Origin of the sequence: Paenibacillus sp. AD87, from assembly GCF_001659845.1 — a bacterium.
Classification (GTDB): Bacteria; Bacillota; Bacilli; order Paenibacillales; family Paenibacillaceae; genus Paenibacillus; species Paenibacillus marchantiae.
Window position 1 is genome coordinate 3,929,712 of sequence record NZ_LXQN01000007.1, and the last position, 13,485, is coordinate 3,943,196.

Sequence of the window (13,485 nt, forward strand, 5' to 3'; positions counted from 1 at the left end):
TGATTCATTTGATCCATTCTATTGCCAAATTTTCGTATCCAAAGGAGATTGACATGTCACGAATCAAAATTTTCACGGACAGCACAAGTGATCTGGCCCCAGCATGGATCCAGCAGCACGATATCGGTATCATCCCTTTATATGTCGTGTTCGGTGAGGAATCACTGAAAGACGGTGCTGAAATTAAGCCGGAGCAGCTCTATGAACGTGTAAGCAGGGATGGGCGTCTGCCCAAAACGGCAGCACCTTCACCTGCTGATTTCATGACGGCATTTCAACCTTACATAGAACAAGGGTATGATATCTTATATATCAGCTTATCCTCTGAACTTTCGTCAACTTATCAAAATGCAAGATTGGCCAGTTCCGAGTTCCCGGAAGGTCGCATCTCTGTCGTGGATTCTCTGAATCTTTCTTCCGGGATTGCCCTGATGGTCATGAAGGCAGTTCATGCAGCAGAAAAAGGGCAAAGCCTGACGGAGATTACACATCTCGTTGAAGCCATCAAGCCAAATGTGCGAACTGAGTTTGTTATCGATACGTTGGAGTATCTGTATAAAGGTGGACGCTGCTCTGGCATGCAAAACCTGATTGGCAGTCTGCTGAAAATTCGCCCCGTCATTCGGGTAGCCGATGGCAAGATGTCTCCTGCCTACAAAGTCCGTGGCAAACGGGAAAAGGCACTGGAACAAATGCTGCAAAACACACTTAACCATAAGGAACAGATCGATCGTGATCTCGTTATCGTCGTGCATACCATGGCCGAGGAAGACGCGCTTGATTTGCAAAAGTCTCTGCAGGAGCAGACTGGAGCACGAGTGGAATTAACTACGGCTGGTTGCGTTATATGTAGTCATTGTGGTCCCAAAACGATCGGTATCATTTACAACACGGTTTTATAAAAGGCCTCTCATCACACAGCATGTTTCCTTAATGATTAGAATCATGTCTGCTGAAACCATTAAAGACCAAGCCAGAAAGGGCATCCCAAGCTACATTAGCTCAGGATGCCCTTTTTCTATTGTAAACATGTAACATTAATAACTTTTTGTTTTCAGATCATTCAAACTTTTGAATGCATATCCTTGCTTACGTGCCTCATCAATAATGGAAGCTAGCGCTTCCGTGTTATCCTTAGACACAGAGTGAAGCAGAATGACTGCTCCCGGATGAAGCTGTTTCAGGACTTGCTGACGTGCATACTCTGTCCCACGTTGCACTTTGGTATCCCAATCTTTATAGGCAACGGACCAAAACACATTAACGTAACCTTGGGCGTGGCTCTCTGCAAGCGTCCGGTTGTTAAAAATGCCACGTGGTGGCCGCAAGAAGGTCGCTTGCTGTCCAGTTAACCGATTGATCTCAGATCGTACCTGATCAAGCTCTGTTCTTATTTTTTCATTGGAAACTCGGGTCATATCGGGATGGCTCCAGGAGTGGTTACCCACTATATGGCCTTCTGCCGACATTCGCTTCACCAATTCAGGCTGGTCTTTTAGATAATGTCCGGTGACAAAAAAAGCAGCTGGCACTTTCTTATCGCGCAGAACATCCAATATAGCTGGCGTAAACCCATTCTCATAACCGTTATCAAACGTAAGATACAGCTCTTTCTGTTTTGTATCCCCCAGGAAAATGGCATCGTTATGCTGCAATATCTCCTTAAATCCTTCCTGATCAATGGAAGGCAACTGGCCGTTTTGGCTCTTTTTGAAGCCAAAATGATAAGCTCCATTTATTGGCGATGCTTCAGTATGTGCCGGTAATATACCGAACGTCAATACAGCCAGCAGCATGTAAAGAACCATTCGCTTCATTGCTATCCGCTCCTGTTCCTGAAAAATTCGGTTTGTCGTTTCCTATCACGAACACCTTCAGGTAATATGCCACAGGAACAGATAATGTATGTAAATTTCGATTACAGATCGCTTCACATACTTACACACCATGGAGCCCAGTTCTCATTTCTTCGTTCAAAACCGTTTATTGTCTCGCTCCGGATGATGAAACAATTCAAGTAAGGTCTGAGGTTTTCCACTGGAAGCCAACCATTCTCTAACCATCTCTATTGCACGTGTCTGACCATCACCACTATCCCGCCAGGTTAGCAGCTCAATGACTTTAATAATCAGGGCAGACATATTATGATTATCATGCTCAGAACGATCTGCGCGCAATTTATGATATAGAGCCTCCTGCTCCCAATCAAGTAAAATCTCGTCACCAATGGTAGGCTTCATCAATGTGTATGCTCTACCACACTCTGTACAGCGAACCGCACTGACCTGCTCTTGAGCAAAGATTGCCCGAATATCCTGATCGCAATCCGCGCACTGGAAATATACCTGTATGTTGTGTATGTTATTGTTCATGTTGGTCTTCCTCCTGCTATGTATGTACTACATCTATACCCGAATTGTCGTTGATTCACGCTAAATTCCGCCAAATTCAGAAGGTGCTATAATCTTGTAAATATGTTAAAATATTATACATATTATAAGTAGGAAGAGGCGGATATCCATGTCAAAGGAAGAGCGTAACATTACTTGGCAGCAATCCAGCTTAAACAGGCAGGACAGGGAAAAACTTAACGGTCATCGCAGTCGTGCCTTATGGTTCACCGGCCTATCCGGCGCAGGAAAATCCTCGCTTGCATTTGCCCTGGAGCAGTACCTGTACGAAAAAGGTGTTCATTGTTACGTACTTGATGGGGATAACGTACGTCATGGACTGAATCGGGATCTTGGGTTCACGGCCGAGGATCGGCAAGAAAACCTGCGCCGGATTGGTGAAGTATCCAAGCTGATGGTAGATGCCGGGTTATTTGTTCTTTCCGCCTTTATCTCGCCAAATGCACAAGACCGGAATATGGTTAAACAGCTCTTTGAAGCTGATGATTTCATTGAAATTTATGTTCATTGTTCGATAGAAGAGTGCGAACGACGTGATCCGAAGGGACTTTACAAAAAGGCCCGTAGCGGTGCCATTCCACATTTCACAGGGATTTCGGCCCCTTATGATATTCCAGAAGATCCTACACTCATCATTGATACCGAAGAGCTTTCCATCGAAGAAGCCGTGCAAGAAATTGTGCAGCATCTGGAACGTGTTGGTGCTTTTCAGCTGCCGCAGCCTGTTAGAAATGCCATCGTTCACTAAATGCAAATGGCAATCAAATTGAATTACTTCCCTACTACACATAGATCAAAGGCGCTGCCTCTAATGGCGCGCCTTTTTACCTTATTCATTTCCGGATTTACCGAGAGACTCATTGCCCCACGACACCTGCCTGCATGTTTAACAGTTTGCTGAACGTGCCTACCGGATCAGTAGACAATTGCTGATAACCCCCTTGTTGGATAACCCGGCCTTCATCCAATACAATCACTCGATCTGCTGTTCGAATAGTGGATAGTCGGTGGGCGATAACAATTACGGTCACATGCCCTTTCAGGCGCTCAAGAGCCTCATGAATATGCTGTTCGTTCTCACTATCCAGCGCACTCGTCGCCTCATCCAATACCAGTACAGAAGGGTTCCGAAGCATGGCGCGGGCAAGCACCAAACGCTGACGTTCACCGCCGGACAAGCGGATGCCTCGATCACCGATAATGGTATCCAGTCCTTGCGGAAGTTTGCGGACAAATGTTGCAGACGAAGAGAACTGTAATGCAAGCCACATCTGTTCCTCACTGGCATTTGGATCAACTAGGAGCAAATTTTCACGAATACTCGTATGGAACAGAAAAGGGTCCTGAGAGACATATCCGATTGAACTTCTCCAGGCTAACAATCGATTCTCAGTTAACGGCACCCCATCCACCAAAATCTGACCACTCTCCGGACGTATGAGTCCCATAATCAAATCAATCATCGTGCTTTTCCCAGCTCCCGACTTGCCTACAATGGCTGTCATGCCTTTCGCAGGGATGGATGCATACGCTTCGAATAACGAGTAGGTATCACTGCCTTCGTAGCGATAATTCACTTGCTGACACTCGATGGACTCCTTAAGCACCAGGGGCTGAACGGGCAGCATATCGCTATCTGTCTGCTGCTCATTCAGCTTGATCTGAGCCTTCATTCTAACCGAACGTGGACCGGGAACCGTTAACTCCTCATCATATGGTTCACCAGCATTACCCGTTTTTTCGCTAATCTCACGACTTTTCTCGGTTTCTGTCTGTAACTCTCTCACAATCTGAAACGCGGGCAGCATCGAACTCATATACTCCAGATTGGATTGAATGGACGTGAAACGTGGCCACAACCGTGAAAAGATCAGAATGATGAGCAACAAACTTGCCGGAGGGACAGCGAGCACATGCAGGGATAAATAGATAAAAGCAGCAATAATGACAGCCGCGGATATTCGATGAATCAATTGTGTGCCGCTGTTCAACTGGCTGAACTGAATCACGTTACGTTCAATTCGCCCACACATACGTTCAAACCAGCTAATATGTGATTTTTCGAGCATATTGCTCTTAATATCCTTGATACCGTTAAAGTGCTCTGTAATACCGTTATAATAGCTCTGGGAATATTCCGATGTTTGATCCCCAATCTGTTTTGCCCGTTTCACGAATTTTCTTAAGACAATAAACAATACCAATCCGCAGACCAGGACAAGGGCGGTTAACTTGGCAGACAACCAGAAGGCCAGGCCGATTTGAATGCCGGTGAAGATCAAGGAAGCCGCCATTTGCAGCATAATATTCGTTCCCTGACTGACACGGGCAAGTTCGGTCGTTAATATATGATTAAAATCGGATTTTCGTTTTTGGAGAAAAAAAGACCACTGCGCCATAATGATGGCACGATAGGTTTCCATGCGCAACGTTCGAACAAATTGCTGCTGAATTCGAGTGTTGCGAATCGTCTGAAGACGTTGCAACCACGCCTGTCCAGAGACAATGAGGACAAAAGTCAACAATACCAGCAGCAGCCGGCCATTTTCCGGAAAACGATTTAAAAATTCTGAAATCCAGGGTAAGTGCAGACCTGTTGAACCCATTTCAAAAATACCAATAAGACTTAACATCGGAACGAGCATATATATGCCTATTCCTTCCATCAGACTAATGCAGATCATGCCCAGCAGATTCCAATATAAGACTGGGCCCGTTACACGATGCAGCTTTCGCATAAAAAATTGCAGTTCCGAAATCATACGTTATCCCCTCTCCGTCATCGTGTTCCTTTTGATTCGCCGCCAGAACCAGAGAAACGGACGTAACGGAAAATACAAAAAATGCAGTGAACGCGGAAGCGGTAGTTGGTCTACATCCCAGGTACTCGGATACAAACGTTCAATAAAGAAAAACAGCTTCTGCCTTGTGCTTCGCAGTGCGAACAGATAGGAACGATAACTCTTTACATCTGCCGGGCTCTCAATCATCTCATTCATGAACACGACGCCGCGTCTGGCTAATTTCTCTCCCGCACGTTCGTGAGAAGACAACAAAGCATGATAATTGGCGTCCAAAGGGGTGTCCAGTAATACCGAAGCCAGATGAAGAGCTTGTGAACCGATAGATAATCTGCCTTCTGCTTTCAGGCGTCGCTCCACTTTTTTGACATCCAGTGGCATATTGCGAATCATCTGGTCGATATCCAGTAACCAACGCAGTCTGAACCACCCGTGTCTTGCGCCGTGCGTCACCAAATATGCCCACAGATCCTCCCTTTCCAGCATACGGACAGGCGTCTGGGTATAGGTGCTAAATCGACTGCGTTTCCACAGTAATTCAAAATCGGTTTCTCTTCCGGAATCCGGATTAAGCCGCCAATGGATCTCGACTTGGGTTCTTTTGACCGGGTGTTTGTAACAGATATGATGTTCCCGCCATTTCCAGCTAGCAACAGTTGGTGTTCTCTTACCTTCCTTCGATTCATAACCAAGCGATTCAAGAATCTCTTCCGCGAACTCCACATCATCAAAGGGAATAAGAATGTCCAGATCTTTAGAGGTTCGCAAGGAAATATCTCCGTATAAATCATGTGCCAACGTGGGCCCTTTGAGCGTAATATTCCGAATGCCTCGTTCACGAAAAGCGCCACATACCTGCTCCATCTCGGCTGTTAGATGTAACATGCGAAACGTATTAGTTGTGTATTGCTGCTTCAGGTTCTCCACTACAAAAGCGGGAATAATCGCTGAATTCAACTCTTTTATTTTTAGATAGAGAACAGAGTACAGTCGATGATGATGGGCAAGCTGCAAAAAGAGCTGCCAGTCCATCCCCTTCATTCGTATTTGGGCGTCCTCAGGGGTTATTGCTGTTAGATCGCCTTTAATCATGCTCAAAATCAGCTTAAGCTCCTGCGGAAAATCCGCTGTATATTGTTCCCACTCATGTATCGTAGACAATCTCCCCAGCTCCCTTCTCAGGACACCGCTTGCCAAACACGCCGACAACCGTATATTGGTCCATTGTATCTGCTCCGGTCACAATCAGTTTCCCACTTCTCAGCCATGCATGAGCCATCATTTGACCTTGTTTATCCCGTGCAGTACCCATATATAGAGTACTCTCCACTTTACGGCGTTCAAGCATCTTCATCGCTGCGATTGCCATGACAAGGCAACGACTCTCCCATAATGTATACCTGCTGGCAATGAGTATAGCTTTAGAAATATTTCGTATTGTCGTCACATCACTTCGATTGAGTCCCGTCATCGGCGTTTCGTACATCGGTGTACCGAGACCAGGAGCAATCTTCGCAAAAGGCATCGCCTTTAGTATTCGTGCCCATCCAAGGTGGACATAGGCTTCCCATACCAATCCACGAATTTCACGCGGCAATGAACGATATGCTTTTATTTTTCGCAACATAGCTCTACTCTCCGCGGGTAACGTCAATTAATCCTTCATGCGTCAGATGCTCAAGAAATTGAATAACCTGCTCACGGCATAGGTCTGGTTCAATCTCATATTCTGAGGCTAACACTTCAACCAATTCGGTCAATGTTCGTTCTTCACTGATCAGATCCCAGATTCGTCCACCCGTGCTGCCCAGATTATAGTACTTTCCGTTATGGATGCTCATCATGACTTTTTCCCCGCCCATGTCACTGACAAGATTGCCTTCCTTCCGCAATACACGGTCTTCCCCATTCATTGGCTTCGTTGCTGTCATTGTCCCGTATACACCCCTTTGCGTGCATATTCTGTAATTCGGTCAGCCATCTCAAATGCCGTAAAATCAGATCCTGACCTCGTGATTCTGAAAACTTCAATACCGGCGGACAGCCGTGAGACCGTCTCAAACAGCCATTGTGCCAGACCCTGCCTGGAAACAAGTCCACTACGAAATGTATGAGAGCACAGCATGTGAAGGCGTTCCAACCCGGTAACTTCCTTCAACTGTACGGGTTTCAACATCTCTTCCGGTTTCGGATCAAGTTCAAACACAGCCGCAAGCGGAACGGGTCTATCGTGAAAATAGTGTTGAACCGGTATCGCATATTTCGTAATCTCCGCATGAACCGTTGCGTAATCCTGTTCCTTCATGCCGAATCCGTCCAGGCTTGGCTGCCATAACTTTTGCTGCGGATAACCTGGTGATACGATTGCTCTTCCTCCTGCATCCCATGTCAGTGCCACGACATCATCCGTTAATAGTGGAAAGCCGCGTGAAGCAAGTGCAGCTGATAAAGTGGATTTGCCTGCACCCGAGTGTCCAACAAATGCATAAGCCCAGCCATCAATGACTACCGCACTTCCGTGCAGCGGAAGAATGCCGCGCTGCATCATAATGACGGCCATACATGTGCCCAGCACAAATAACCTAACCTTTTTGTCATCAGCTCCCGTTTGAGGGGATACCACGATGCGGCGTCCTTGTTCCATAAGAAACAGACCCGTATCCTCGATCCGAAAAAAAAGACTGCCATTTCGGGATACAAAGTTATCGCTCCCCACATCCCACTCTTTCCACTGTGCCGCCAAATCAGCTATTTCAATGTGTACGTCCGTATAGGCAGTTAGAGAATCTGTACCGCTCTGTACGATTTGGAGTTCAGGCATTGGGAATTGGCTCAACCAACGCAAGCCATACGCTTCATACTGCACAGGCAACAATGAAAGACTCCTCCTTCGCAATTCTGCATGTAAGTAAAAAAAGCCCTTATATTCGCACTGCTCAATATAAGGGCGGAGGCGAAAAGTTGGATTATTGCCCTTTCCGCCCTTCTAAGTATGATGGCACATGTTAAAACTAAACAACTTAGGAAGTTGGATCATAAAGATCAGCATCGTGGACAGTAACCCAGTCGATCTGTTTGTAACCTACTCCTGCCATCGTTTGGTTCACTTCCAATACTTCCAGTGCAGGTGCTTGCCATTCCTTTTTTTCCATTTGCATCGTGTTCACCTCCTCTCATGAGTAAACTGATTAATGGATCTTTCCCGGCTCATATCGCTACACCCATTAGCTGCATCAGAACTTTCGGATAAATCGATACACGATCAGACTATGCATCATCAACCGCAAGTCCGGGTGTGAAGCGAGCTCAGGCCGAGGATTCGGAAAATTCGCAAGTGCGGACTTGATTCGCTCTGTGTTCAATATGCCAGCGACCCGGCTGTCAGAACATAACGCACGCAATTCGGCAGTAAAATCTCCCCAATTGGGAATCATGCGGTGCAACCAATCCGCGGGCTGAACACCGCGTACTCGCTGGTTTAATCTCACTTTGTCAGGTAACTCAGGTGAGGTAGCCCGCCTTATCAAGGCACGATCCGTACCTTGATTAACATATTGTTCAATCGGTACGGACAGACAGAAACGAATCACTCTGGCATCACTCGTAGGGTCACGCTCCCACGCCCGATAACGAAGAGAGCATTTGGTTGCAACAGCACCATTTTTGTTCGCAATGGCCAGGTTGTTGAATTTCTCTGCCCTTACTTTGAGAGCGTCTGCCTGAGCGCCGCCTTGCAGAACGATAATTGATTTGAGCCGTTCCAATACACCTGTTCGGCTAGCAAACTCCGGATGGATTAATTGCACAGATGCGGCTTGTGCAGCGCCCTTGGACATCGATTTGAACAATTCCGGGTACGCTTTACGGCCTGTAATTTTGGCAATTCGTGAGAATTTCATCCCGGTGCGTTCACTGTACTGCTGCATTTCCCGGAGCCACCTGAACCAGCGTCCGCTTTTTAGCAAACTGGCGTAATAATCAAGTGCTGGGCCCCAGGAGACCGTGAAGTTGCCCCGCGCTCCAGTCAATAGAATGCCTGCATCCTGCTGGCTCGCCTTTTCATAAAAACCACGAATCCAGAAGGAGTTCTCAAAGTATTTATAAGGCATTTCCATAATATCAAGCCAGGTGTCTACCTCACTAAGTGGGCTTCTCCCCTCAAAATCAAGATAATTCTCCGTGATATTACCGACATGATTAACCGTAGACTGGATAAACGGCCGTTCATCTGCTAACAGTGTTTTCGATGTGTAATCCGTAAAGTCAGACACCGGGACATAGCTGTACGCATTTAACGTTTTCCCCTGTCTCCGCAGTGTTCCTGAGGCAAATCCAACCACAGCTCCCGAATCCAGCCCTCCGCTTAAGGCAGCAGCCACCTGTCGATGCGTTCGCAAACGCGATCCAACAGCTTGACCAAATACCTCACGGAAAGCTTCTACATATTCCCCGTCGGACTTGAGTTTTAGAGGCTCCACTTCATCCCAGCGATGATATTGTTTCTGTTCCAGCCTGCCATCCCTGAAACTAAGCGTATGAGCAGGAGGCAGCTGACTCACTCCGCGATAGACGGTAGAATGGATATCTGCCGAGTCATGCATATCGGGAATGGCAAGAAATTCGGACAGCCAGATCTCATTCAGTTCTTTATGTACACCCTCCAATTGCAGTAACGGATTCATTAAGGTACAGAAGGCAAACCGCTCACCATCATGCCGAAAATAAAACGATCTCATGCCTGTAATATCTCTGGCAGCAAATAGTCTGCGCTTGCGCTCATCCCAGATTGCGAAGGCGAAATCGCCAAGCAGTTTCTCTGCCATATGTTCATCCCATCGCTGGTAGGCTCGCAGGATCATTTCACTGTCCGACAATCCGGCTAACTCCGCCCTCGAAATGGACAGTTGATCTGCCAGCTGCTCCCGATTATCCAAAATGGCATCCGCCGTGATGGTCAGACCACTCATTTCATCATATAAGGGCAATTGCTCACTGACTGACTCGGGCGTAATCCACTGGGCATGGCAGCTCAGGAAAGCTTCATTACCTTTCCAGACCCCCGTTGTATCCGCCGGAACGTGGCCCAGACTGGCATATAAACGCCAACTGTCCTCCCATAACGCTTGCTGACCATCGGTGTGAACAATTCCTGCTATAGCGCTCATGACTTTCCTCCCCGGAGTATCTTGCGCTGTGAAGCCCAGGCGCTTATCTGGTTACCAAACGGAATCAAGGATTTGATACGCTGAATCTTACTGTGAGCAGAGGCAAGCTGTACCTTCAATCGTTCCCGCTCATTGTACCCTCGCTCCAGCCGATTATCGGCTGCACGTAATGCGGCTTCCAACTGCCTGATCGTTGCCAATGCGGCCAGTGTCGGGTCAATTGCATCCGGTTCATTCGCTGCCTGATTATCCCTGTTTCCATCTGGAGAATTGCTCACTAGGTCTACAGGTTGCATCCGGTAACCTTGCTGCCAGCTGCTGCCCGTTGCTTCTGAGAATTGACGCGTTAACTTGGATATGACTTCTTCATCCGGGCCAGCTTCGTAACGTACACCCGTCCATTGCTCGGCTTCTTCGAGCTGTTCACTGTATCCCATCCGATGGAACATATCTGCGCCTATCACCCGGCAATAAAATTCAACTTCCTGTGGATCGAGTATTTTTTTCCAGTTGTTAACAGAATCTTTATGAGCTTCCTGATGTGAGGATAGAAACGGATCACCGACACCCATACTATAGAACATATTGGACTTTGTACTGTCCACAAAGCGCCCATATTGCTCTATTCCCTGTTCATATCCGATGCCAAGAAAACCGCATAACTTTTCCATTTCGTCCCGAGGGTTGGAGACAAGTTGTTCGTACTGAACTTCATAGGCATTCGTGTGTTTGTCCGCAAAATAATCGTTCAAACGGAGCATACCCAGCGTGAGATCAACTGCTTTCATATTAAGGTTCGGACTCTGCAAGCTGCGAATCAGTTCGAATCCTTCTCCGGTATGGCGGTTTACCTTTTTGTAGGAAGCAGCTATGGCAAGGGGGTTACGCTGGAGATGAATACGCTTGGACTGTGGAAACAGGCGATCGAGCCATTCCAGCATATAATAGTAACGAGGAGATTTATCTACGATGAAGTCTGCCCCGCTCCCCTCCAGAAATCCGTTATAGATTTCAAGAGCAAAGCTTCTGCACGCCTTCTCAAAACCTTCGTCTGATACCATAGCACTGTAAAACTGACGGATAATTGCACTTCCACCATAGGGGCGGGAATCAGCCTTCTGCAAATCTACAAGATTCATCAGAAACCACATCTCCTGTGTGGCAAATACACGGCTGTGATTTTGCAGCATCACGGTGGATAGCGAACTTCCACTGCGAGGTACACATAGTAGTAAGACAAGTCCGTTACCATGAACATCTACCAATGGCAGCCTCTCCTCTGTAAAATTAAAATAAGCATGCAGTTGGTATAGCTCTTTATATCAAAATCCGCTAATAATCCTACTTGGGAATAGGTAATATGGATGATGTACTTTCGACAATTTTTAGATACGATATGTATTCATACTTTTACTCTATGATACAAAATGTATCGTGTCAATCTTTTATTTTCACCTTTTCATAATATCTTTCTATCCACTCTATTCTGTTCTCTGTCGTTTAAGCACTTATACTTATTCTATGACCCTCACCATCTATAACTGTTGCATAAACATGAAAAAGCTCCAGAGCAGTTTACGAATAAACAGGCCCACGGAGCTACTATTGTTAATGATAAACATTAGCTATAAAACGTTATTAACCACTCATCCAGTCGATCTCGCTTCTGAGCTTTTTCCCGAAATGGGACGATGACTCCAGCCCTGCCCTTCTTCCTGATCCGCCTGAATCGCATCCGACATCCCCTGCTGCACTTTCACAGTCACTAGCACTGCAATCCCCACAGCGAAAAAGAAAATTAGAGACAGAATCCCCCAACGGGTTGACCCTGTTAATTGGCCTACCCAACCAAATACAAACGGCCCAAAAATGGAAGAAAATTTGCCTGTAATATTCACAAATCCAAAATACTCTCCAGTTCTGCCAGCAGGCATCAAATTGCTAAACAAAGAACGCGCTGTCGATTGACTTACGCCCTGCACTACGCCAACCAGCCCAGCGAGCAGATAAAAATGGATGGCTGATGTCATGAAATACCCTAAGATAACGATGCATATGTAAATGGACAAGCTTACCATCAACACCTGCTTCGCGCCCCAACGCTGTGCCCATGCCCCCAGCAGCAATGTACAAGGAAACCCGATAAACTGGGTCAGTAACAAGGCCAACATCAGATCTGCTGTCCCGATCCCAATGCTTGTTCCATAAATCGTTGCCATCAGGATAATCGTGTTAATGCCGTCATTGAAAAACCAGAAAGCAACCAGCATGCGCATCAGCTGCGGAAAACGCCGGATCTGGCGAAAAGTTTGGCCAAGTCTGCGCACGCCCACACCGGCATATGCTTTCCATGACTTGGGCATGTCCGGTGCTGCAGGACGGCGTGGTGCATGGCGGAATAACGGAATGGAAAATACCAACCACCACAACGCTACGGAGATAAAAGCAAGTCTTGTTCCCGCAAGTGTGCTCGCCATCCCAAACCACCCAGGCTGCTGAATCATGAGCATATTGATCGCAAGCAACAATCCTCCACCAATATAACCATAAGCATAGCCTTTAGAGGAGACCATATCTCTTCGGTCCGCTGATACCAGATCAGGCAGCATCGCATCATAGAACGTGTTACCACCCGCAAAACCGATTGTCGAAATGACCAGCAGTGCAGAAGCGAGCAGCCAGTCTCCCTCCCCAATGAAGCTGAATCCGAGCGTTGCAACGATACCAATGATGGAGAATACTCGCAGAAAATCACCTTTGCGCCCCGATAAATCCGCTAATGTCCCCAGCAAAGGGGTTAACAGCGCTACACATAACATGCCGATGGAATGGGTGTATGCCAGATATGATGCCGCGGTATCTGTATCCAGTGTAGCTGCAGCCACGGAAGCGTAGAAGACGGGAAGAACGGCTGCAAGTACCGTCGTCGCATAGGCCGAGTTGGCCCAATCATACATAATCCATGCCTTAACTGCCCGTTTATTCAAATGGGATCCTTCCTTTGCACACATCCCTCTGAGGGATGCCAAGTAAACACCTGTCCCTATTGTAAAGGAAGTTCGTCACACTTGTTCATCGTTTCTGTAAAAAAGTTCCGGACGATCTGTA

At 46.8% G+C, this 13,485-nt stretch carries 13 protein-coding genes; 2 read left to right on the top strand and 11 right to left on the bottom strand.

The window, feature by feature from the left end; all coding sequences use genetic code 11:
• Positions 1 to 53 precede the first annotated feature (53 nt).
• Positions 54 to 902, top strand: coding sequence for a DegV family protein (locus tag gpAD87_RS17155; RefSeq protein ID WP_064639374.1), 849 nt, complete (start codon positions 54 to 56; stop codon positions 900 to 902).
• A 135-nt stretch (positions 903 to 1,037) separates the two neighbouring features.
• Here the strand turns inward: gpAD87_RS17155 and pdaA are convergent, their stop codons facing one another.
• Both pdaA and gpAD87_RS17165 read right to left on the bottom strand, forming a co-directional pair.
• Positions 1,038 to 1,817 carry a delta-lactam-biosynthetic de-N-acetylase gene (pdaA, locus tag gpAD87_RS17160; RefSeq protein ID WP_064639376.1) on the bottom strand — a complete coding sequence of 260 codons (780 nt, stop codon included), beginning with the start codon at positions 1,815 to 1,817 and terminating at the stop codon, positions 1,038 to 1,040.
• Positions 1,818 to 1,973: 156 nt separating this feature from the next.
• A complete protein-coding gene (locus gpAD87_RS17165) occupies positions 1,974 to 2,372 on the bottom strand; it encodes a hypothetical protein (RefSeq protein ID WP_064639378.1) in 399 nt (132 codons plus the stop codon).
• Positions 2,373 to 2,520: 148 nt separating this feature from the next.
• Between gpAD87_RS17165 and cysC the strand changes: the two genes are divergently transcribed.
• A complete protein-coding gene (gene cysC / locus gpAD87_RS17170) occupies positions 2,521 to 3,159 on the top strand; it encodes an adenylyl-sulfate kinase (RefSeq protein ID WP_064639379.1) in 639 nt (212 codons plus the stop codon).
• A gap of 109 nt (positions 3,160 to 3,268) precedes the next feature.
• On the opposite strand, the gene gpAD87_RS17175 is transcribed toward cysC, so the two are convergent.
• From gpAD87_RS17175 to gpAD87_RS17210, 9 genes are all read right to left on the bottom strand, one after another.
• Complete coding sequence (locus gpAD87_RS17175; protein ID WP_231952604.1) at positions 3,269 to 5,149, bottom strand: ABC transporter ATP-binding protein; 1,881 nt, start codon at positions 5,147 to 5,149, stop codon at positions 3,269 to 3,271.
• Between the two features lie 27 nt (positions 5,150 to 5,176).
• Positions 5,177 to 6,373, bottom strand: a complete 1,197-nt coding sequence (locus gpAD87_RS17180) for a nucleotidyltransferase domain-containing protein (RefSeq protein ID WP_082935153.1) — start codon at positions 6,371 to 6,373, stop codon at positions 5,177 to 5,179.
• Positions 6,357 to 6,839 (bottom strand): lasso peptide biosynthesis B2 protein, encoded by a 483-nt coding sequence (locus gpAD87_RS17185; RefSeq protein ID WP_064639381.1) that lies wholly within the window; start codon positions 6,837 to 6,839, stop codon positions 6,357 to 6,359. Before gpAD87_RS17185 ends, gpAD87_RS17180 begins: the two co-directional genes overlap by 17 nt.
• Before the next feature lie 4 nt (positions 6,840 to 6,843).
• The gene (locus gpAD87_RS17190) at positions 6,844 to 7,143 is read right to left on the bottom strand and encodes a lasso peptide biosynthesis PqqD family chaperone (RefSeq protein WP_064639383.1); all 300 of its coding nucleotides are present in this window, start codon (positions 7,141 to 7,143) and stop codon (positions 6,844 to 6,846) included.
• Complete coding sequence (locus tag gpAD87_RS17195; RefSeq protein ID WP_082935154.1) at positions 7,140 to 8,087, bottom strand: hypothetical protein; 948 nt, start codon at positions 8,085 to 8,087, stop codon at positions 7,140 to 7,142. Before gpAD87_RS17195 ends, gpAD87_RS17190 begins: the two co-directional genes overlap by 4 nt.
• Positions 8,088 to 8,232: 145 nt before the next feature.
• Positions 8,233 to 8,364, bottom strand: a complete 132-nt coding sequence (locus tag gpAD87_RS31870) for a paeninodin family lasso peptide (RefSeq protein ID WP_157258540.1) — start codon at positions 8,362 to 8,364, stop codon at positions 8,233 to 8,235.
• 81 nt (positions 8,365 to 8,445) lie between these two features.
• Positions 8,446 to 10,377, bottom strand: coding sequence for an asparagine synthase-related protein (locus tag gpAD87_RS17200; RefSeq protein ID WP_064639385.1), 1,932 nt, complete (start codon positions 10,375 to 10,377; stop codon positions 8,446 to 8,448).
• Positions 10,374 to 11,642 carry a sulfotransferase family protein gene (locus gpAD87_RS17205; RefSeq protein WP_064639387.1) on the bottom strand — a complete coding sequence of 423 codons (1,269 nt, stop codon included), beginning with the start codon at positions 11,640 to 11,642 and terminating at the stop codon, positions 10,374 to 10,376. Before gpAD87_RS17205 ends, gpAD87_RS17200 begins: the two co-directional genes overlap by 4 nt.
• A 381-nt stretch (positions 11,643 to 12,023) precedes the next feature.
• Positions 12,024 to 13,364, bottom strand: a complete 1,341-nt coding sequence (locus gpAD87_RS17210) for an MFS transporter (RefSeq protein WP_064639389.1) — start codon at positions 13,362 to 13,364, stop codon at positions 12,024 to 12,026.
• Positions 13,365 to 13,485 lie beyond the last annotated feature (121 nt).